Below are 21,376 nucleotides of genomic sequence, written 5' to 3' on the forward strand. Positions count from 1 at the left end.
GGCGCACGCCAGCGTGGCGCCATTTCACGAGGGGGCTGTGTGGTTCTTCAGTCATTCAACCGGCACCTGCGCCTCGGCCGCGTGCCGTTCGCACCTTCACTCCTGGCCCTGGCGCTGCTGGCCGGTACGGCCCGGGGCGCGGAGGAGGGCGAGGGTGAGGCGCGCCGGGTAGACGTCAACGAATACGTGGTGCGTGGCAACAGCGTGCTGCAGGCGCGGGACATCGAAGCGGCGGTCTACCCGTTCCTCGGCCCGCAACGCACCCTGGCCGACATCGAGGGCGCCCGCGACGCGCTGCAGCAGCGCTATCAGGCCCTGGGCTACCAGTCGGTCTTCGTCGAGCTGCCGGAGCAGCAGGTGGAGGGCGGCGTGGTCTACCTGCAGGTGAGCGAGACCCGCGTCGGCCGGGTGCGGGTGATGGGCGCCCAGCACTACTCGCCGCTGGCGGTGCTCGACGAGGTGCCGGCCCTGCAGGAAGGCCAGGTGCCGGACTTCGGCCGGGTCCAGGCCGAGCTGGCCGCTGCCAACCGCAACCCCGGGCGCCAGGTGGTGCCGGTGGTGCGCGAGGGGCGTCGGCCGGGGACCATGGACGTGGACCTGCAGGTGGAGGACAAGAACCCCTGGCAGGCCAGCATCGGCCTGAACAACGACTACAGCGCCGACACCGAGAAGCTGCGCTCGGTGGTCAGCCTCGGCTACACCAACCTCTGGCAGCTGGGCCACGCGGCCTCGCTGACCTACTTCACCGCGCCGGAGGACCGCGACAACGCCGAGGTCTGGTCCGGCAGCTACAGCGCGCCGCTGGATACCCGCTGGACGCTGCAGCTCTCCGGCTACCAGTCCGACAGCAACGTGGCCACCCTGGGCGGCAGCAACGTGCTGGGCAAGGGCCATGCCTACGGGGTGTCCCTGGTCTACGCAGTGCCGCCGGCCGGGCCCTGGGCGCACTCGCTGTCGGCGGGGGTGGAGTTCAAGGACTTCGAGGAGTCCCTGCAGTTCGGCGGCAGCCAGGACCAGGTGCCGATCCGCTACGCGCCGATCACCCTCGGCTACACCGGCTACCGCTACACCGAGCGCTCGCAGTTCAGCCTCGGCCTGTCCCTGGTGGCCGGCACCCACAGCCTGCTGGGCTACGGCAGCGACGACGAGGCGTTCGACTACAAGCGCTACCGGGCCAAGCCGGGCTTTGCCCTGTTCAAGGGCGATGCCACCTACACCCTGACCTTCGGCGACGACTGGCAGAGCCACAGCCGCCTGGGGTTCCAGCTGGCCTCCGGGCCGCTGGTATCCAACGAGCAGTTCTCTGCCGGCGGTGCCAGCAGCGTGCGCGGCTACCTGGCCGCCGAGCGCACCGGCGACGACGGCTGGTTGCTTGGCCAGGAGTTGCGCACGCCGTCCCTGGCGCCGCTGCTGGGCAAGGGCGTGGCCCGCCACCTGGACGAGTGGCGCTTCTACCTGTTCGCCGAAGGCGCGCAGCTGTCCCTGCAGGACGCGCTGCCGGAGCAGGACGACAGCTACAGCCTGGCCAGCGTCGGCCTCGGCACCCGCGCCACGCTGCCCCACGGGCTGTCCGGCAGCCTCGACTGGGCCTACCCGCTGAAGGACGGCCCGAACACCCGCAAACGAGACCCCCGCGTGCACTTCAGCGTGCAGGCGAGCTTCTGACCCCTTGGAGTTGACCCCATGCGCCGCTTGATACTCACCACGCTCGTCAGCCTCGGGCTCCTGGCCCCGGCGATCGCCCATGCCTGGTGGCAGGACGATTGGCTCTACCGCAAGCAGATCACCGTCGACACCACGCCCCAGGGCGCGGCCATCGACCAGCCCGCCGGGCGCACGCCACTGCTGGTGCGCCTGCACACCGGCAACTTCACCTTCGACGGGGTCAACGAGAACGGTTCGGACATCCGCTTCGTCGCCGCCGACGACAAGACCGTGCTCAATCACCAGGTGGAAAGCTTCGACCCGCTGATGGGCATGGCACTGATCTGGGTGGACGTGCCCCAGGTGGAAGGCGGCCAGCGCCAGGACATCTGGATGTACTACGGCAACCCGAAGGCCCCGGCCACCGGCAACGGCCAACTGACCTTCGACCCGGACTACAGCCTGGTCTACCACTTCGACGGCGCCGTCGGTGCGCCGCCCCGCGACACCACCGCCTATGGCAACCACGCCCAGACCGCACCCGCCAGCAGCATCGACGGGGTGATCGGCCGCGCCGCCCAGCTCAACGGCCAGCCGCTGCTGCTGCCGGCCAGCCCGTCCCTGGCCCTGCCGGCCGGGGGCGCCTTCACCTTCAGCGCCTGGGTGCGCGCCGACCAGGCCGCCGGCGAGCAACTGCTGCTGGCACGCCGCGACGGCGGCAACGCACTGCTGCTGGGCCTGGCCCAGGGGGTGCCCTTCGTCGAGGTCAACGGCCAGCGCGCCCAGGCCGGCCAGGCCCTGGCCAGCGGTCAGTGGCAGCACCTGGCGCTGAGCGCCGACGGCAGCATCCTGCGGCTGTACGTGAACGGCCGTGAATCCGGCAGCCTGGCGCTGTCGCTGCCGGCCTTCGCCTCGGTGATCGCCATCGGCGCGGACCTGCCGGGCAGCCAGGCCGCCGCTCCCGAGGGCGCCCCGGCCGAGGCACCGGCTCCGACCACCTTCGGGGCCTTCGCCGGCGCCGTCGACGAGCTGCGCCTGTCCAAGGTGGCGCGCCCGGCGGCGCTGATCCTCGCCGATGCCACCGCCCAGGGCGCCGAGTCGCGCCTGGTGGTCTACGGCGTGGACGAGGAACAGTCCGGCTTCGGCTTCGGTAGCCTCGGCTTCCTGCTCAAGGCGGTACCGCTGGACGCCTGGGTGATCATCGCCGTGCTGGTGCTGATGATGATCCAGTCGTGGGTGATCATGATCCGCAAGAGCCGCACCCTGGGCCGCGTACTGCGCGCCAACGCGGCGTTCCGCGAGCAGTTCGTCCGGGTTGGCACGCGCCTGGAGCTGCTGGCCGACGACCGCCAGCTGCACGAGCGCCTGGGGGATTCGCCGCTCTGGCACCTGTACCAGGTGGCGGTGCGCGAGATCCGCACCCGGCGTGACCAGGGCGCCGACACCGGCTCCATTTCCGCCGCCACCATCGAGGCCATCCGCGCCTCCATGGACGGGGTGCGCACCCGCGAGGGGCAGGCGCTGGTCTCGCGCCTGTCGACCCTGTCCAACGCCATCGCCGGCGGCCCCTACATCGGCCTGCTGGGCACGGTACTGGGGATCATGGTGGTGTTCCTCGGCACCGCCATGGCCGGTGACGTGAACATCAACGCAATCGCCCCCGGTATGGCCGCCGCGCTGCTGGCCACCGCCATGGGCCTGTTCGTCGCCATCCCCGCGTTGTTCGGCTACAACCGCCTGACCACGCGCAACCGCGAGGTCAATGCGGACATGCGGGTATTCGTCGACGAGTTCGTCACCCGCCTGGCGGAGGTGCACGGCGAGAGCACCTTCAGCGAGGCGGCCCACCGCCGTGGCCACACCGTCGGCGCTGCGCCCCTGAGCGCCTGAGGAGAGCAGCATGGCCAACCTCAGCAGCGCCCATGACGACGATGAAGACGGCGCCGTCGACAGCATCAACATCACGCCCCTGGTGGACGTGCTCATGGTGGTGCTGGTGATGTTCATCCTCACCGCCACCGCCCAGGTCTCCGGCATCCAGATCAACCTGCCGAAGGCCAGCGCGTCCATCTCCCTGTCGCAGCCCAAGACCAAGGCCATCTCGGTGAACGACGGCGGCCAGGTGTTCCTCGATGCCTACCCGGTGACCCTGCCGGAGCTGGAGGACCGGCTGCGCACGGAGAAGGCGATGAACCCCGACTTTCCGGTGATCGTCCGTGGCGATGCCACGGTGCAGTACCAGAAGGTCATCGAAGTGCTGGACCTGCTGCGCCGCCTGGAGCTGTCCCAGGTGGGCCTGGTCACCGGCAAGCCGCAGGGTTGAGCCATGACCACCTTTCCCAGCAAGGGCCCGGAGAGCGGGCTCGCCGAAGTCCGCAGCAGCGCGCCGGGATGGCGCCGGCCGCTGGTCTGGAGTGTGGGGGCGCTGGTCGCTGCCGGCCTCGCCTGGCTGCTCTGGCTGTGGGCCAACGACATGAGCGGGGTACGCCGGGAGGCGCCGAAGATCCCCGCCATCATCCCGCTGCCGCCACCCCCACCACCGCCGCCGGTGCCGGAGAAACCCCCGGAGCCGGAAACCCCGGTGGAGGAGAAGCTGCCCGAGCCCGAACCGACCCCGGAGCCGGAGGAGGTCAAGCCCCAGGAGGAGGCGCCGACCCCCGCCGATGACCTGGCCAACCCGATGCAGATGGACGGCGACGCCCAGGCCGGCTCCGACGCCTTCAACATCGGCGCCGGCAAGGGCGGCGGCATGGCCGGCAGCGGCGGCGGGCGCCTGGGCAACGGCACCTACAGCCAGTTCCTCGCGTACGCCTTCCAGAAGCTGCTGCGCGAAGACCCGGACCTGCGCACCCAGGCCTACCGGTTGCAGGCCGAGGTGTGGATCGACACCAGCGGGCGCATCACCCGCGCCGAACTGACCCGCTCCAGCGGCGACCCCGCGCTCGACCAGCAGGTGCTGGCGGTGCTGCGTGGCGCGCCACCCCTGGAGCGCCCGCCGGCCTCGCTGACGCTGCCGGTACGCATCGCATTGCAAGGACGCCGGCCCGGCTGATCGGGCCCGCGAGACGAATACGCCATCAGGAGTAGAACCATGATCCGCAGAATGAGCCGACTGGCCCTGGGCATCGGCGCCGTGATCGCCAGCCTGGCCGCCGCCACCTCGGCGCAGGCCACGCCCTCGGAGAACGCCACCGTCAACCTGATCCGCCTGCTGGTGCAGCAGGGCGTGCTCAAGCAGGACCAGGCCGACGCGCTGATCCGCCAGGCTGAAGCCGAGGCCGTGCAGGCCCGCCAGGCCGCTGCCCAGGCCGCACCGCCCGCGCCCGGCGCCCCGGGGGAGGTGCGCGTGCAGTACGTGCCGGCCATCGTCCGTGACCAGATCCGCGACGAGGTGAAGGCCGAGGTGATGGCCCAGGCGAAGAAGGAGAACTGGGCCGCGCCCAACACCTTCCCCGACTGGGCCTCGCGCATCAGCCTGGAGGGCGACATGCGCCTGCGCAGCGAGTCGCGCTATTTCTCCAGCAACAACAGCGACCGCCTGATCGACTACGCGCGCCTCAACGAGAAGGGCCCCTACGACGTCAACCCGCGCAGCAACACCCAGCTGCCGCCGCTGCTCAACAGCCGCGAGGACCGCGAGAACCTGCTGCGCCTGCGCGCCCGGCTGGGGCTGCGGGCCACGCTGTCGCCGTCCTGGAGCGCCGCCTTGCGCATCGCCACCGGCTCCGACAGCGGGCCGGTGTCCACCACCCAGACCTTGGGTGGCGGCTTCGCCAAGAAGGACGTGTGGCTGGACCAGGGCTACCTCACCTACAAGCCCGACGAGCGCCTGACCCTCACCGGCGGGCGCATGCCCAACCCCTTCATGACCACCGACCTGCTGTACTCCGGCGACCTCAACCTCGACGGCCTGGCGGCGAACTTCCAGCAGCCCCTGGACAGCGAAATGGGGCTGTTTGGCACCGTTGGCGCCTTCCCGGTGGAGTACACCTCCGACACCGCCACGACCAGCAGCGGCTTCGACAAGGTGGAGAGCGACACCAACTGGCTCTACGGCGCGCAGATCGGCGCCCGCTGGCAGCCCGACGCGGACAACAGCCTGAAGGCGGCGCTGGCCTACTACCGCTTCGACGACATCGAGGGCAAGCGTTCCAGCCCCTGCACCCCGTGGAACGGCGCCCCGGCCTGCGACACCGACGAGTCGCGCCCGGCCTTCATGCAGAAGGGCAACACCCTGATGCTGCTGCGCAACATCACCCCCGACCCCACCCGGCCCACCACCACGCCCGAGCCGCAGTTCGTCGGCCTGGCCTCCGAGTTCAACCTGGTAGACCTGAACCTGGTCTGGGACACCGCGCTGTTCGACGGCTTCAAGCTGCGCAGCCAGGCCCACTACGTGCGCAACCTGGCCTACGACGAAGGCGAGATGAACAAGCGCTCGGCGGGCAGGCTGGCCAACAACGTCGACGAGAACGGCAACATCCAGAGCGGCGACACCGCGTGGATGCTGCAGTTCGTGCTGGGCAACGCGCTGGACCTGAAGAAGCACGGCGACTGGAACCTCTACGCCGGCTACAAGCGCATCGAGCCGGACGCGCTGCCCGACGGCTTCAACGACTCGTCCTTCCACCTGGGCGGCACCAACGCCAAGGGCTGGTTCGTCGGCGCCAACTACGGTTTCGCCGAGAACGTCCACGGCAGCGCCCGCTGGCTGAGCGCGGAAGAGGTCTACGGCGCGCCCTTCGAGATCGACGTCCTGCAATTCGAGGTCAACACGCGCTTCTAGTGCGCGTCGGAAAGGAGAGCGCCATGAACACCCGATCCCGATCCCGATCCGCCCTGGCCCTAGGCCTGGCCCTGCTGGCCAGCAGCGGGGCCCACGCCGAAGGCATGGAAGAGCGCCTGCGCACCCAGCTGCGCAGCACCACCCAGCAACTGCAGGCGCTGCAGAGCGAGCAGGCCCAGGCGGCTGCCGCCCGCAGCGCGGCGGAAAGCCAGCTGAGCACCGCCCAGGCGCAGATCAAGCGCCTGGAGGCGGAGCTGGCCAAGGCCCGCCAGCAGAACGAGCAACTGGCCGGGCAGCAGGCGGCCCTGCACGAGGCGGCCCAGGCCCAGGTGGCCGCCAGCAATGAGCAGGTGGGCAAGTTCAAGCAGGCCTACGAGGAACTGCTGACGCGGGCCCGTGGCGTGGAGGCCGCCCGCGTGCAGCTGACCGGCGATCTGGCCGCCCGCGACGAACAGCTGCAGCAGTGCACCACCCGCAACCACGAGATGTACCAGGTGGCCCGCGAGGTCCTCGACGCCTACGAGCGCATCGACGTGGCCGACGTGGTGAAGCTGCGCCAGCCCTTCGCCAGCCGCGCGCGGGTGAAGTTCGAGGAGCTGGCGCAGTCCTACGGCGACCGCCTCTACGACACCCAGTTCGACGCCGCCCTGGCCCCCAAACCCTGAACCCCAAAGCGTCGGCACGGGCCGGCGCCCCCGTACACAGGAGTCACAGCATGAACACCCAGGACCTGATCCAGAGCATCACCCCCGACCAGCTCGGCGACTGCCTGCGCGAAGCCGGCTACCGCGTCAACCGCACCGAACAGGGCGGCATCGTGCAACTGCTCAGCGCCACCCAGGGCATCGGCTTCGCCGTGCGCTTCGGCAACCGGGCGCGGGAGGAGGGTGCCTACCTGGACTACTGCTTCAGCTGCGCGCTGCGCATCCAGGGCGAACTGCCCGCCGGCCTCGCCGAGGTGTGGAACGCCACCCGGCGCTTCGCCCGCCTGTCGCGCCAGGGTGACTTCCTTGTGCTGGAGATGGACGCCCTGGTGGCCGCCGGCATCAGCCCCCAGCACCTGCGTGGCCAGCTGGAGCTGTGGGACCACCTGCTGCAGGAGTTCATCGTCTACCTGCGTGACTTCAGCCGCGACAGCGCCACGCGCCATCCCGAACCGGCCGCCGAGGCCGAGCCCGCTGCCGAAGCGGTCGAGGCCTGACCCATGGCCTGGCGTGGAGCCCTGTGGGGCCTGGGCGGCGTGGCCCTGACCGCGAGCGTGGCCGGGGTGGTGCTGGGGCTGCGCCCCGGTTCACCGCCGGAAGCCGCTGTGCAGCCGGCGGTGCAGGTGGCACCGGCGCCCGTGGCACCGCCCACGGCCGTCGCGCGCCTCGGCGCGCTGGCGCTGGAGGCGGATGAACTGGAGGCACTGCTGGCGACCCTGCCGGCGGACAGCCGCGAGCAACTTCGAGAGGACCGCCCCGCGCTGGAGGCCTGGATACGCGGTCGCCTGGCCGAGAAGGCGCTGCTGCAGCAGGCCGAGGCCCAGGGTTGGGAAGACCGCCCGGAAATACGCCGCATGACCCGCGCCGCCACCGAGCAGGTGCTGCTGCGCACTTACCTGGAGGCGGTCAGCCAGGTGCCGGAGGGCTACCCCAGCGACGCCGAGCTGCAGGCCGCCTATGACGCCGGCAAGGCCAACTGGACCACTCCGCCGATGCTGCGGGTGGCGCAGATCTTCCTGGCGGTGGGGCCGGAGCGCAGCGAGGAGCAGGTGCGCAAGCAGGCCCAGGACCTGGCCCGCCGTGCGCGGGCCGAGGGTGCCGACTTTGCCGCCCTGGCGCGGCAGTACTCCGAGGACCGGGGTTCGGCGGAGCAGGGCGGCGACAGCGGCCTCCAGCCGCTGCAGCAGTACCTGCCGGCCATGCGCCAGGTGCTGCTGGGGCTGAAACCGGGGGCCGTGTCCGACCCGGTGCGCAGCCAGGACGGCTACCACGTGCTGCGGGTGCTGGAGACCCAGCCGTCACGCACGGCCACCCTCGACGAGGTGCGTGGGCGCCTGCGCGATGCGCTGCGTGCGCAACGCCAGCAGCAGGTGGCCCGGGCCTACCTGGATGGGTTGGTCAACGCCGGCACCCTGAGCATCGACGGGGCACAGATCAGCCAGGCGCTGGAGACTGCGCACTGAGCGGGACGGGTCGGACAGGGAGGTACCGGCCACGACCGGCGCGCGAGCCATCGGCTCAGCGCGCCGAGGATTCCTTAGGGAGGAGGTGCCATGACATTGCAGGAAGGTGCCGGGCCGGTACACGCTCCCGGCCTGGACGAAACACCGTTGGACCCGGCGCTGCTGGGGCTCGACTACGAGGCGGCGCGCTGCTTTCTCGCCGCCGCCCGCTGCGGGTGCTTCATGCAGGCGGCCCGCAGCCTGAGCATCAAGCCCACGCTGCTGCGCAAGAAGCTGGCGCAACTGGCCGCCTGGAGCGGCCAGCCGCTGTTCGTGCACCAGGGCAACACCGTGGTGCTCAGCCCGGAGGGGCGGCGCCTGCGCCAGCTGTTCAGCGCACGCCTGGGGCTGCTCGACCTGCCCCGCGCGCAGCACGAGGAGCAGCCCCGGGTGCGCATCGCCGTGGCCGAGACCCTGCTGCACGACATCCTCGGGCGCGACCTGCTGGCCTACCTGCGCCAGCACGCGCGGGTGCGCCTGGACCTGCTGCGCCTGGACAGCACCAGCGCCCCAGCGGCCGAGGTGGACGTGCAGGTCTGGCTGGCCCCCGAAGGGCCTCCCCCCGATCCCGGGTTCCCCTGTGACACGCTCGCCTGCCTGGCCCCGCTGGACTACCTGCCCCACGTGGCCAAGCGCTACTCGCGGGAAAGCAGCCGGCCGCGCAGCCTGCTGGAGCTGGAGGACTACATGCTGGTGGACCTCAATGGCCAGTCGGGCCTGGAAGCCCTGGCGCCGTGGAACCGCGCCATCGCCGCGCGCCGCTCGGGGGTGACGCGGGTGAACGCCTACGAGGTGCAGCGGCAGATGATCCAGTGGAGCGCCTGCATCGGGCTGCTGCCGCACTACGTCCCGCTGATCGACAAGAACCTGCTGGCGCTGCCGGCGCTGTTCCCCCAGCCCATGACCCTCAACGCCTGGCTCGCCGTGCGCAGCGAGGCCAGCGAGCGCGACGAGGTGCAGCGCATCGTCACCCTGGTGCGTGCCGCCTTCGAAGAGCGACGGGACTGGTTCTGACGCGCTGGTTCAACATCGTCCCGGCCGGAACGAACAAGGCCCCCATGCGGGGGCCCTGGATGGAGCGGTGGAGGGTCAGCCGGCGGTGCGCAGGCTGCCCTGGCGGGTGGCTTCGTACTGGTGCTTGTCCATCGGCTGGGCGTCGGGCTTGCCGAGGTCGTCCATGGCCAGGCGGTGGGTTTCCGGCGCCAGGTAGGCGGCCAGGGCGCAGACGCAGGTGATGAGGAAGGCGAGGCTGCCGATCACCACCGGGATGTTGTCCGAGCCGGGCGGGGCGACGGCGGCGAACAGGGCCGGCAGCATGGCGGTGAGCATGGTGCCGATGTTCTGTGCGATGGCCATGGCGGAGACGCGGTAGCGGGTCTGGAACAGCTCCGGGTAGAAGCTCGGGAACACCGCGTTGTAGCCCTGGTAGACCATGCCCCACATGAGGATCGACAGGGCGAAGGCGAGCGGCACGTTCTGGATGCTGATGGCGTAGAGGTAGCCGAAGGCGAGCAGGCCGGAGCCCAGGCAGCCGGTGATCATGGTCGGGCGACGGCCGATCTTGTCGGAGAGGTTGCCGACGAAGGGGATGACCAGCACGGCGACGATGTTGCCCACCACCGGGATCCACAGGTAGACGCTCTTGTCGAAGCCGATGCCATAGGCCGGCTGCACGGCATAGGCGGCGCCGAAGATGGTGGCGACCACCGGGATCACGTTCATCAGGGCCATGAACATCACCAGCACCATGTGTTTCCAGCTGTGGCGGAAGGCTTCGGAGACCGGCGACTTGGCGACTTTCTGCTGGTTCTCTTCCTGGACGAAGGCCGGGGTCTCGTGGACTTCGCGGCGGATGATGAAGCCGGCCACCAGCACGAACGCACTCATCAGGAAGGGAATGCGCCAGCCCCATTCGTTGAAGGCATCACTGGGCATGAAGTAGGCCAGCGGCAGGAACACGGCGGCGGCCATCACCTGGCCGGCCTGCACGCCCTGCAGGGTGAAGCTGGCGTAGTAGCCGCGCCGGCCGAAGGGGGCGTGCTCCATGATCATCGAGCTGGCGCCGGAGATCTCGCCGGCCACTGCGAAGCCCTGCACCAGGCGCAGGATCACCAGGGCGATGGGCGCGAGGATGCCGATGTCGTGGTAGGTCGGCAGCAGGCCCACCGCCATGGTGGAGATGCCCATCAGGAACATGCACAGCAGCAGGACGTTCTTGCGGCCCCGGGTGTCGCCCCAGTGGCCCAGCACGAAGGCACCGATGGGGCGGGCCAGGTAGCCGACGCCGTAGGTGGCCAGGGAGGCGATGATCGCCATCTTGGGATCGCTGTTGGGGAAGAAGATCTGCGGGAAGATCAGGGCCGCAGCCTGGGCGTAGATGAAGAAGTCGTAGTACTCCAGGGCGGAGCCGATCCAGCCGCTGGCCGTCGCTTTCTTGGCCTGGTTCGAGGAGGAAGTCGCCATCGTTGTCTCCGTTTTTATTGTGCTGTCGCCCCTGCGCTTCGCCCTTGGACAGGTCCGGGGCGGCACGCGCGCAGTGGGGCGGAGTCGGGTCGTGGCCGGCGCGTCGGGTGACGTCCGGTCGGGGCCATTCTCGGTGTCGGGGATGCGGGGTCAGACGGGCTCGGCAGGTCGCGCTGGGCGGGGCAGGGCCGGGGTGCAAGGGATGCGGATGGGGTGCAGGGCGGAGGTGAGCATGAGCAGGTACCCGTTCTTGAAATTGTTATGTCGTAACGCGTGTATGCCATCGCAGGGCCAGCCGGGCGGCGGGTTCGGCAGAGGCGCCGACCGGCGGGGAGACCTGCAACATGGGAGGCATGTTGAGCAGTGATCGAAAAAGCGTCAATTCGATTACCGGCCTTCTGTTCGATGATCGAACACAAAACTAACCAGTTCGTACATTTTGATTGAGGCGCTGACTTTACGCGCGAATAATCCATCCGGCCACAAGAACGAAAGGGTTTTGCGTGTGCTCACGCAGCGACCCGGGTCCGCCGCTGGCCACTGTGCCGGCCCTCTACCAGGAGCTGAACATGCAGCGTTCCATTGCCACCGTCTCCCTGAGCGGTACCCTGCCGGAAAAACTCGAAGCCATCGCCGCCGCCGGTTTCGATGGCGTCGAGATCTTCGAGAACGACCTGCTGTACTACGCCGGCAGCCCCCGGGAAATCCGCCAGATGTGCGCGGACCTGGGGCTGGCCATCACCCTGTTCCAGCCGTTCCGTGACTTCGAGGGCTGCCGCCGCGAGCGCCTGCAGAGGAACCTCGACCGCGCCGAGCGCAAGTTCGACCTGATGCAGGAGCTGGGCACCGACCTGGTGCTGGTGTGCAGCAACGTCCAGGCCGATGCCCTGGCGGACGAACGCATCCTGGTGGACGACCTGCGCCTGCTGGCCGAGCGGGCCGGCGCGCGAGACCTGCGCATCGGCTACGAGGCCCTGGCCTGGGGCCGCCACGTGAACAGCTGGCAGCAGGTGTGGGACATCGTCCGCCAGGCCGATCACCCGGCTCTCGGGGTGTTGCTGGACAGCTTCCACACCCTGTCGATCAAGGGGGACCCGAGCGGCATCGCCAACATTCCGGGGGACAAGATCTTCTTCGTGCAGATGGCCGATGCGCCGCTGCTGAACATGGACGTGCTGGAGTGGAGCCGGCACTTCCGCTGCTTCCCGGGGCAGGGCGAATTCGACCTGCCGGGCTTCCTGGCGTCGATCCTGCGCAGCGGCTACACCGGCCCGCTGTCCCTGGAGATCTTCAACGATGGTTTCCGCGCTGCGCCGCCCCGTGCCAATGCGGCGGACGGCCTGCGCTCGCTGCTCTACCTGGAGGAGAAGACCCGCGCGCTGCTGCAGAAGGACCCGGTGCCGCCGGCCAACCTCGACATCCTCTTCGCACCGCCGCCGGCCAGCCATTATGCCGGGGTGGAGTTCCTCGAATTCGCCGTGGACGAGGCCCAAGGCGCGAAGCTGGCCGGCTGGCTGGAACGCCTGGGCTTCGCCCGCGCCGGGCGGCATCGCTCCAAGGACGTGAGCCTGCTGCGCCAGGGAGACATCAACATCGTGCTCAATGCCGAGCCCTATTCCTTCGCCCATGGCTACTTCGAGGCCCACGGCCCTTCGCTGTGTGCCACCGCGCTGCGGGTGGACGACAGCAGCCACGCCCTGGAGCGTGCCCGGGAGTACCGGGGCCAGCCGTTCCGTGGGCTGGTGGGGCCCAACGAGCGGGAAATCCCCGCCGTACGCGCCCCCGACGGCAGCCTGCTGTACCTGGTGGAGCAGGCCCCGGCCGGGCAGACCATCTACGACAGCGACTTCGTGCTTGATGCCCAGGCCACCCAGAGCGGCGCCTTGCAGCGCATCGACCACATGGCCCTGGCGCTGCCGGCGGACGGCCTGGACAGCTGGGTGCTGTTCTACAAGAGCGTGCTGGACTTCGAGGCCGACGACGAGGTGGTGCTGCCGGACCCGTACGGCCTGGTGAAGAGCCGGGCGCTGCGCAGCCGCTGCAGCAGCATCCGCCTGCCGCTGAACATCTCGGAGAACCGCAACACCGCCATCTCCCACGCGCTTTCCAGCTACCGGGGCTCGGGCGCCCACCACATCGCCTTCGCCTGCGAGGACATCTTCGCCGAGGTGAGCCGGGCCAAGGAGGCGGGGGTGCCGCTGCTGGACATTCCGCTGAACTACTACGACGACCTGGCCGCGCGCTTCGATTTCGATGACGAATTCCTCAGCGAACTGGCCTATTACAACGTGCTCTACGACCGCGACGCCCAGGGCGGCGAGCTGTTTCACGTGTACACCGAGCCGTTCGAGGGGCGCTTCTTCTTCGAGGTCCTGCAGCGCCGCAACGGCTACGCCGGCTACGGGGCGGCCAACGTGGCGGTGCGCCTGGCGGCCATGGCCAAGGCCCGCAGCGGGGCACCGGCTAAGGCCAGGCTCTGACCCGGGCAGCCTGGCGCCGCGTGCGCCAGGCTTCCCCCTCCGGGTTGAGCCGCCCATAATCGGCCGGTTTCCGCAGGCCGTGAGCCCACCATGACAATAACGACAGAACTGCCAGACACCCCCGCCGACGCCCCCCGCAAAGGACGCAAGAACAACCCCGAGAAGACCCGCGAGGACATCCTCAAGGCGGCCATCGTCGAGTTCGTCCAGCAAGGGCTTTCGGGTGCCCGGGTCGATGCCATCGCCGAACGCATGCAGACCTCCAAGCGGATGATCTACTACTACTTCGGCAGCAAGGAGCAGCTCTACCTGGAGGTGCTGGAGAAGCTCTACGGCGATATCCGTGGCACCGAGGCGCAGCTGCACCTGGCCGAACTGCCGCCCCGCGAGGCGATCCAGCGACTGGTGGAGTTCACCTTCGACCACCACGACCGCAACGTGGATTTCGTGCGCATCGTCTGCATCGAGAACATTCACTACGGGGAGTACGTGAGGCAGTCCAGGACCATCCGCACCATGAGCAGCACCATCCTCGAGGCCATGGGCGAGATCATCCAGCGCGGCCAGGCCGAGGGGGCGTTCCGGCCGGGCATCCAGGCGCTGGACCTGCACCTGCTGATCAGTTCGTTCTGCTTCTACCGGGTGTCCAACCGCAACACCTTCGGGCAGATCTTCGAGATCGACCTCACCGACGAGCAGGTGAAGGCGCGGCACAAGGCGATGATCTGCGAGTCGGTGCTGCGCTTCCTCGCCCAGCCCTGATGCATCCCACCGACATGAACGGGGCGGCATTGGCCGCCCCGTTTCGTTTCAGCCGTTCAGGCTGGCGAAGTGCGCCATCATGCGGTCGGCGTCGGCCGTGCGGCCGCTGAACAGCTCGAAGGCCTTCACCGCCTGGAACACCGCCATGGTGCTGCCATCCAGCGTCTGGCAGCCGATGGCGCGGGCGTCGCGCAGCAGCTCGGTCTCCAGCGGGAAATAGACGATCTCCGCCACCCACAGGGCGGCGCGCAGCAGTTCGGCCGGCACCGGTGTACCCGGCAGCTTGGCCATGCCGATGGGAGTGGTGTTGACCAGGCCGTCGGCCTCCGCCATGGCGCTGGGCAGATGGCCGCCCAGGGCGGCGCGGCCGGGGCCGAAATGCTGGTTGAGGCTGTCCACCAGGGCCTGGCCACGGGCAGCGTCTACCTCGAACAGGGTCAGGCGCTCGACGCCTTCGGCCAGCAGGGCGTGGGCCACGGCAGAGCCGGCACCGCCTGCGCCCATCTGCACCACCTGGCGGCGCTGCACGCCGGGCAAACCACGGCGGAAGCCTTCGGCAAAGCCGAGGCAGTCGGTGTTGTGGCCGACGCGCTTGCCGTCCTTCAGCACCACGGTGTTCACCGCGCCGATGCCGGCGGCTTCGGGGGACAGCTCATCCAGCAGCGGGAGGATGGCCTGCTTGCAGGGGAAGGTGATGTTCAGCCCGGTGAAGCCCATCTGCTCGGCGCTGCGCAGCAGGTCGGGGAGGGCGCCGCTGTCCAGCCTGAGGGCATCGAGGTCGATCAGTCGGTAGAGGTAGCGCAGACCTTGGGCGTCGCCCTCGTGCTCGTGCAGGGCAGGGGTGCGGGAAGCCTGGATGCCGGCGCCGATCAGGCCGGCGAGTACGGAGTTGGACAGGTTGGACATGGCATTCACTTGTTGTTGAGCAGTTGGCCGAAATGCTGGAGTGCCAGGCTGTAGCCCTGGCTGCCGAGGCCGCAGATGACGCCCACGGCAATGGCGGAAACGAAGGAGTGGTGACGAAAGGCTTCGCGCTTGTGCACGTTAGACAGGTGCACCTCGATGACCGGCAGCTCGACCGCCGCCAGGGCATCGCGGATGGCCACCGAGGTGTGGGTCCAGGCTGCCGGGTTGATCAGGATGCCGGCGCAGCGGCCACGGGCTTCGTGGATCCACTCGATCAACTGGCCTTCGTGGTTGGTCTGCCGGAAGTCCACCGTCAGGCCCAGCCCGGCAGCGGTGCGGGTGCACTGGTCGGCGATGTCGGCCAGGGTCTCGTGGCCGTAGGTGGCGGGCTCTCGGGTTCCCAGCAGGTTGAGGTTGGGGCCGTTGAGCACCAGGACGATCGGGGGCATCTCATTCTCCAGGTCATTCACGGCGGGGTGGTCTCCACCGTGTGCGAGGAAAATGTACTAACCGGTTAATTCGGTCAATCTGCACCGCACCGGTGCAGGGATGCACCGGGATTTAGTGTTCGATTATCGGCTGTCAGCAGCCCAGCAACTGACGCTGCCGCAGGGCAGGGGCGCTGGTGGGGAAGACGGGGCGGGTCGGTACGAAGCGCGCCAGGGCGTTGGCGGCTGCCACGCGCTGGCGCTGGTAGCCACTCTGCAGCACGGCCAGGCAGCGTGCTTCGCTGAGAGGTTCGCCCAGCAGGTAGGCCGTGCCGTTGGCGAAGCGTGGGCGGTTGGCCTGCCACCAGGCCTCGACGCGCGCGGGGTCGGGCCAGGGGAGGTCAGTGTCCGGGTCCATGTCCACGTTCGGGTCTTCAGGATCATCGGTGGGGCCGGCGTCATAGTCGGGGACCTGGCGCCGCTCCAGGTCCAGGTCGGCGAGGTCCGCCCCGGTGATCAGGGTAAAGGCTTCGCCGGCCGCCCGGGCAAGGGGCAGTTCGTGCATGCGCTGAATCAGCCAGGGCACCGCCACCGGGTCACCGAAGGGCCCGGTGGCCTGGATCACCAGGCGGTGGTGTCGGGGGTCGCCCATCAATGCGCGCAACCACTGGATGCTGGCCTCCCGGGGCTGCCAGCACAGCAGCACGCCCAACGCCCGCAGGCGGAACGGGCCGGGGTGCTCGGCCAGCAGGCGCAGCGGGCCGAGGGCTTCCTCGTCGCCCATCTGCACCGTGGCCCAATTCGCCCAGAAACGCACCGCCATGTCGTCGTGCAGGCGGTGGGCACGGATGGCGGGCATCAGGTCCCGCCGCCGCAGTTCACCGGCCGTACGCGCCGCGCGCGCCAGCACGCCCGGGTCGCTGTGGGCGAGGCCGGCCAGCAAGGCCGGGCCGGGATCGCGCCGGTGCATGCCGCAGGCTGCCAGGCCCATGCGCCGGAACAGCGGCTCGGGCGAGGCCAGGAGGCGCTCGATCCAGGGTTCGACGGTCGCCCACTCCAGCCAGCCCAGCGCGGAGGTGAAGCCACGCTCGCCGTCCGGCGCCTTGCGCAGGTGCTCGGCGAGGGTGGACAGCGCCGGACCATTGCCGGCCATGAAGGCCAGTGCCGTTGCGGCGAATACCTCGCCGGTGGCCAGCGGATGGAGCTCCTTGAGCAACAGGTCCAGGCCCTTGAGCCCGGCGATCAGCAACCCGTCCAGGTGCGCTTCGATACGGCTGTCGAGAGTGCGCAGGTGCTTGAGGTCGTAGTGCGGTGCGCGCACGGCGTAGTCGCGCAGGCCAGCGAGGAAGCCGGCTTCTTCGGCGTGTTGGTCGAGGACGATGGGCAGGGTGTTCATCGTCCTTCGATCCTTTTGCCTTGGGCATAAGCCATAGCGCTATCAGCCAACTTGCAGGATCCGCTTCCAGGTGGAGCCGTTGAATTCCATGACGTCTTTCGGGCCGATGGACCACATGATTCCGTCCGCTGCGCTCAGGTGGTAGCAGCTGCTCGGAACGTCATCGCCGAAATCGACAGCCTTCAGCTTGCCGTCCACCAGGCGGTAGACGAAGTGGGTGGACGACACGTAGACCTCGCCGTTGAAGACTTCCATGCCCCAGAGGTCTTCGGTGGTGCTGTCGTGCTCGATCACTTCCCACTGGTCGCCTCGGCCGCGCAGTAGGGTGCCGAGCTGGCCGCAGGCGTAGACGAAGCCGTCCGGCGCGCAGCGCACCTTGTACAGCGCCAGGTTGGTGGGGCTGGTCAGCTGGGTGAAGGTGGCGCCGTCGTATGTCCAGATCTCGCCTTCCCAGCCGACGGTATAGATTTCCTGTTCGTCGAAGCCGTCGATGGATTCGAAACTGGTGTCGGTGATGTCCACGTCGCCGCCCTGGGCGGACTGGTCGATGCACTTCCACTGGCTTTCATCGGTGCGGACATAGGCCTGTCGGCAGGTACCGACCGCGTAGGCGCGGCCTTTAGCGAAGGCGCGGATCTCCCGCAGTGGGCCGCGCTTCTTCGGGTCTACGCCGCAACTGGCGATGGGCGACTCTTCCTTTACCGAACCGCCTCCGCTGGCACGGACCGAACCATCTGTACCCAGAACCAGGTAACGCTCGGCGGGGGTGTGGCAGACCGTTCCGGAGCAGGCCAGCCAGTCGACGGCACCTGCGCCCCAGGTTCCACGGTCCAGGGTGAACAGCAGGGAGCCGGTATGCCCTTCGCTGATGGCCTCGTCATTGGTGGTGACTAGATAGCTGAGGTCTGAATAGCGGACGGTTCCGGTGCCGATGCTGTAACCGCTGAATCGTGGATCTCGGGTTTCCATGGTGTTCTCCTGGGGACTTTGAATTAACGGGCGGATTCGCTCCCGAACATTTCCGCCGTCGCCTTGTTTCGTTCTGCCGGGTCGCTGGTCATGGTTGCATTGGCCTTGATCGGCTTTTCCGGACCATCGTCCTTGGCCTTGTCGTGGTACTTGTTCAACTGGGCTTCCAGGCATTCCTGTGAGCAGTTGGAGTCGGGGAATGTCTTTTTGGCAGCCTTGGCACCGGTCTCGGTGGCTTTCGACCTGGGCCACTCGCCATTGGCATCCGCCTCGTGCAATGCCACCACACCTCGGCGGGTGTGCATCTGGCCGTGGGTGGCAGTGGTCTGGTTCGGGCCCTCGGCGCACATGACCGGTGCCTTGTCGGTGTTGTACTTGCTCCAGCCGCCGATCTTGGCGCCATCCCGAGGGCCGAACGAGGCGGCGTCCACCAGGTGGTCGCCGGTCTGGCCTGGACAGCAACGGTTGGGCTTGTAAGGCGCCAGGAAGCAACGCATGGCCTTCTGGCAGGGGTCGTCGTTCATGGTCTTGGCCAGCGCCCCGTAGTGGCCCTGCACCTCGGCATGCTTTTTCAGGTATTCGGGGTCAGCCTGGAAGTTGTCGCCGGCCTTGTCCTTGGCCTGCTTGCGCGCCTTGGAGGCAGCCTGCAGCGCGGAAATGTCCGGGCAGATCATCTTCTTGCTGGTGTCGCCGCAGGCTTTTTCGGCCCGGTCCTTCTCACCCGAGCATTGGCTGATGCCATCGGCGAAGGCCATGCGGTCCGCGTAGGTCCAGGGCATGGTGTTACCTGGCGGTGAAGCGTGGTTGTGGGTGGTCAGATCGAGGTGTCTGACCACGTTTTCCGCTTCGAATTTCACGTTCATCGACCAGGACGTGAAATACACCTTGCCCTTGATCTTGCTGGTGACAATACCCTTCTTGGGCGCGCAGCCGGCTTCGTCGCCATAGCTGGTCTTGAAGTAGCTCTTGTCCTTGAGCATGGCCTCCTTGCCGGTGATCTTGATCGTCCGGGTCCCGTTGGTGGTGTCACTGGCCATGCCGGTGTTGGGGTAGGGGATGGGGACGCCCGTTGGGGTGGGAGGCGCCTGGGGAGGCGTGAAGCACACATCCGGGAAGCAGGCGATGGATTTACCGTTCGCCGCCTTGCAGGAGACTTCCATGTTGTTGGCATAGACCTGGTTGCTCATCAGGTGGCCCTCACGTGCTGATAGGTGAGCAGTGCTACGGCGCGTTGACCGGCATCGTTGCCCAATTGGCAGCAGATGTTCGGGCCTTCGCCGTAGCCTTTGCGGCTGGCTGCAAGGGCTACGGCCAGCATGGCCGGCCCGATCGCTGCACCGCATTCACCGATGCAATCGGCAGGGTGCCAGAGGTGGAAGAACTCCTTGCGCACGCGCAGGGTCCGGCTCAATGCCAGCGAGGCTTCCTTGAAGTAGTACTGCTCGCCGGAGAGGTCGGTAAGGCGGTAGTCCATGCTCTCCAGGCCACATCCGGCCTCTGCCAGCGCAGTCTTGAGTGCCTGTGTCAGCCCATCCGCCCGCAGCTTCTTCCCCTCCGTCTCCACGGTCACTGGCTCGACGCCGAAGCCCAGGGCGATGCAGGCCAGGTGGGGCTCTTCGCTCTGCACGGGGGCGCTCAGGGTGACTGCCGCGGCGCCTTCGCCGGGGATGAAACCGTTGGAGTTCTGGCTGGTGAGCAGGCGATCACGCTTCTCGAATGCGCTCAGGGTGGCGCCATTGAGGAAGGAGTCGACCCCCGCGACCAGCACGTGGCGATGGCCCTGCTCATGAACCAGCTTGCGTGCGTTGAGCAAGGCTACGGCGCCGCTGACACGGCCACGGGGGATGAGGCTGGAGGCTTCATGAAAGTGCAGGCCCAGTTCCTGCTCGATCTCACGCAGCAGGCTGCGGTCGAGGTTGGGCAGGCGGCCTGGGCGCTCCTCCTCGGCGACGCAGAGCAGCAGCGGGGTTTTCTGAGGATCGACGCCCGGTGTGCTGGCCAGGGCCTCGGCGATGGCTCGTGCGGCCATCTTCACCAGCTTGATGCGACCTCGCCAGGGTTGCTCGAAGGGCACGCTGGCGCCCAGCAGCCATTCGCCGGCCTGATCGACGAAGCGGGTTTCCTGGAAGTTGTCGATGGCGCAGCGGATGGCTGCGCAAGTGGAGGGGGCGTCCAGGCCTACGGCGCTGACCATACCGGTGCCGACGATGCACAGTGCACTCATCGAAGGGCATCCTCACGGGCACGCTTGGCGCGGCTCAAGGCCTCCAGCGAGGTGTAGTAGTCCTTGCCCAGTTCCCTGGCCCGCCACCAGGCGCGTGGCATTTCGCCAACCAGGATCTGCAGAATCTCGAACATGTCCTTCTTGAGGATGCGGCTGGTACGCCAGGTGATTTCCACCTGCCTGGCATCGGTGTCGATGACCAGGGTGTCGATCACCGCGTGAACCCGCTCATGACGGTTCTTCTTCAGGAAGAACGTCACCGGCACCTGCATCCTCGGCACCTTGAAGCCGGCCCTTTCCTGTTGGGTGAGGTTGAGCAGCAGCACGTCCTCGCCGCCCTGCAGGTACTCGGTCTGCTGGTCCGGCGGGGCGGCCTGGTAGTAGCGGGTGTCGAAGTCCGGCGGCAGGAAGGGGAAGTGGTCCGCCAGCCAGGCGTCGTCATAGGTGCCGGCGTGGCCGATGCGCGGCGGCCAGTGGCGGCCGATGGGGCCGAGGGCCATGGGGGTGAAGTCGCCGTGGGGGCTGTCGATGGGTTGGCCGAGGGCTTCGGTGTTGGGCATGGGCATGCCGACGATGTCGGCGGTGCTGGCGCTCCTCGGGTACCAGCCGCGGCCGGCCGGGTTGGCCAGGTAGCTGTCGGCGAAGTCGGGGCGGTCGGCCATGGCGTGGCTGCCGCCGAACGCGTGGGCGTAGCCGATGTCCTGCTCGATGAAGGGCTGCGGGGCACCCGGGGCCGCACCGAGGGCGCCGGGCACCCACTGGCGGGGGCCGAGCACGCTGAAGGCCTTGCTGACCCGGCCGACGCGGATGCCGGCGGTGATCTGCGTGGCGGGGCGCCCGTTGGGTGCATGGGCCTTGCCCATCACCAGCACGTCGCAGAAGGGTTTGACCGGGGCGAAGTCCATTTCCTGGCGGGGTGCCGAGAGGCCGGGTTCGCCGACGTATTCGTCGGCCATCAGCAGCGGGCGCTGGACCTCCGCCAGGCTCGCCTCGCGGCCGTCCAGGGGCAGGTCGAAGGTGCCCTTGGCGACCACCACCAGGGATTCCCGGCCATCCGGGGCCAGGCCCTGGGTATAGGCAGCCATCAGGCGTGTGGCGTTGAGCAATTCCAT

General features: G+C 68.5%; 19 protein-coding genes. 11 read left to right on the top strand and 8 right to left on the bottom strand.

Annotated features, from left to right (window positions below):
- The first annotated feature begins 66 nt into the window (after positions 1-66).
- The 9 genes from FBY21_RS04025 to FBY21_RS04065 all read left to right on the top strand — a co-directional run bounded on the left by FBY21_RS04025 (position 67) and on the right by FBY21_RS04065 (position 9,650).
- Positions 67-1,665 carry a ShlB/FhaC/HecB family hemolysin secretion/activation protein gene (locus FBY21_RS04025; protein WP_409563809.1) on the top strand — a complete coding sequence of 533 codons (1,599 nt, stop codon included), beginning with the start codon at positions 67-69 and terminating at the stop codon, positions 1,663-1,665.
- An 18-nt stretch (positions 1,666-1,683) separates the two neighbouring features.
- On the top strand, positions 1,684-3,534 hold the full coding sequence (locus FBY21_RS04030; protein ID WP_142008799.1) for a DUF2341 domain-containing protein: 1,851 nt from the start codon (positions 1,684-1,686) through the stop codon (positions 3,532-3,534).
- A gap of 10 nt (positions 3,535-3,544) precedes the next feature.
- Positions 3,545-3,967 (top strand): ExbD/TolR family protein, encoded by a 423-nt coding sequence (locus FBY21_RS04035; protein WP_044407744.1) that lies wholly within the window; start codon positions 3,545-3,547, stop codon positions 3,965-3,967.
- 3 nt (positions 3,968-3,970) lie between these two features.
- Positions 3,971-4,696 carry an energy transducer TonB gene (locus FBY21_RS04040; RefSeq protein ID WP_142008801.1) on the top strand — a complete coding sequence of 242 codons (726 nt, stop codon included), beginning with the start codon at positions 3,971-3,973 and terminating at the stop codon, positions 4,694-4,696.
- A 39-nt stretch (positions 4,697-4,735) separates the two neighbouring features.
- On the top strand, positions 4,736-6,430 hold the full coding sequence (locus FBY21_RS04045; RefSeq protein WP_142008803.1) for a putative porin: 1,695 nt from the start codon (positions 4,736-4,738) through the stop codon (positions 6,428-6,430).
- A gap of 23 nt (positions 6,431-6,453) precedes the next feature.
- Entirely contained in the window at positions 6,454-7,095 is a 642-nt protein-coding gene (locus tag FBY21_RS04050; RefSeq protein ID WP_142008805.1) for a DNA repair protein, read from the top strand.
- 50 nt (positions 7,096-7,145) lie between these two features.
- Entirely contained in the window at positions 7,146-7,631 is a 486-nt protein-coding gene (locus FBY21_RS04055; protein WP_142008807.1) for a YbjN domain-containing protein, read from the top strand.
- Between the two features lie 3 nt (positions 7,632-7,634).
- Positions 7,635-8,597: a peptidylprolyl isomerase gene (locus FBY21_RS04060; protein WP_142008809.1), complete on the top strand. Its 963-nt coding sequence runs from the start codon at positions 7,635-7,637 to the stop codon at positions 8,595-8,597.
- 90 nt (positions 8,598-8,687) lie between these two features.
- On the top strand, positions 8,688-9,650 hold the full coding sequence (locus tag FBY21_RS04065; protein ID WP_142008811.1) for a LysR family transcriptional regulator: 963 nt from the start codon (positions 8,688-8,690) through the stop codon (positions 9,648-9,650).
- Positions 9,651-9,725: 75 nt separating this feature from the next.
- On the opposite strand, the gene FBY21_RS04070 is transcribed toward FBY21_RS04065, so the two are convergent.
- Positions 9,726-11,099, bottom strand: a complete 1,374-nt coding sequence (locus tag FBY21_RS04070) for an MFS transporter (RefSeq protein ID WP_074971489.1) — start codon at positions 11,097-11,099, stop codon at positions 9,726-9,728.
- A 569-nt stretch (positions 11,100-11,668) separates the two neighbouring features.
- Between FBY21_RS04070 and quiC the strand changes: the two genes are divergently transcribed.
- Positions 11,669-13,579: a 3-dehydroshikimate dehydratase QuiC gene (gene quiC, locus FBY21_RS04075; protein ID WP_142008813.1), complete on the top strand. Its 1,911-nt coding sequence runs from the start codon at positions 11,669-11,671 to the stop codon at positions 13,577-13,579.
- A 90-nt stretch (positions 13,580-13,669) separates the two neighbouring features.
- A complete protein-coding gene (locus tag FBY21_RS04080) occupies positions 13,670-14,341 on the top strand; it encodes a TetR/AcrR family transcriptional regulator (protein WP_142008815.1) in 672 nt (223 codons plus the stop codon).
- A 48-nt stretch (positions 14,342-14,389) separates the two neighbouring features.
- Here FBY21_RS04080 and FBY21_RS04085 read toward each other — a convergent pair whose 3' ends face one another.
- The 7 genes from FBY21_RS04085 to FBY21_RS04115 form a co-directional block, all read right to left on the bottom strand.
- A complete protein-coding gene (locus tag FBY21_RS04085) occupies positions 14,390-15,247 on the bottom strand; it encodes a shikimate dehydrogenase (protein WP_142008817.1) in 858 nt (285 codons plus the stop codon).
- Positions 15,248-15,252: 5 nt separating this feature from the next.
- A complete protein-coding gene (gene aroQ, locus FBY21_RS04090) occupies positions 15,253-15,696 on the bottom strand; it encodes a type II 3-dehydroquinate dehydratase (protein WP_142008819.1) in 444 nt (147 codons plus the stop codon).
- A 133-nt stretch (positions 15,697-15,829) separates the two neighbouring features.
- The gene (locus FBY21_RS04095) at positions 15,830-17,071 is read right to left on the bottom strand and encodes a TIGR02270 family protein (RefSeq protein ID WP_142008821.1); all 1,242 of its coding nucleotides are present in this window, start codon (positions 17,069-17,071) and stop codon (positions 15,830-15,832) included.
- 42 nt (positions 17,072-17,113) lie between these two features.
- A complete protein-coding gene (locus FBY21_RS04100; protein ID WP_142008823.1) occupies positions 17,114-18,040 on the bottom strand; it encodes a hypothetical protein in 927 nt (308 codons plus the stop codon).
- Positions 18,041-18,063: 23 nt separating this feature from the next.
- On the bottom strand, positions 18,064-19,227 hold the full coding sequence (locus tag FBY21_RS04105) for a PAAR-like domain-containing protein (RefSeq protein WP_142008826.1): 1,164 nt from the start codon (positions 19,225-19,227) through the stop codon (positions 18,064-18,066).
- Positions 19,227-20,264 (bottom strand): hypothetical protein, encoded by a 1,038-nt coding sequence (locus FBY21_RS04110; RefSeq protein WP_142008828.1) that lies wholly within the window; start codon positions 20,262-20,264, stop codon positions 19,227-19,229. Before FBY21_RS04110 ends, FBY21_RS04105 begins: the two co-directional genes overlap by 1 nt.
- Positions 20,261-21,376: a DUF2169 domain-containing protein gene (locus FBY21_RS04115; RefSeq protein WP_142008831.1), complete on the bottom strand. Its 1,116-nt coding sequence runs from the start codon at positions 21,374-21,376 to the stop codon at positions 20,261-20,263. Before FBY21_RS04115 ends, FBY21_RS04110 begins: the two co-directional genes overlap by 4 nt.

Origin of the sequence: Pseudomonas sp. SLBN-26, assembly GCF_006715895.1 — a bacterium.
GTDB classification, from domain to species: Bacteria; Pseudomonadota; Gammaproteobacteria; order Pseudomonadales; family Pseudomonadaceae; genus Metapseudomonas; species Metapseudomonas otitidis.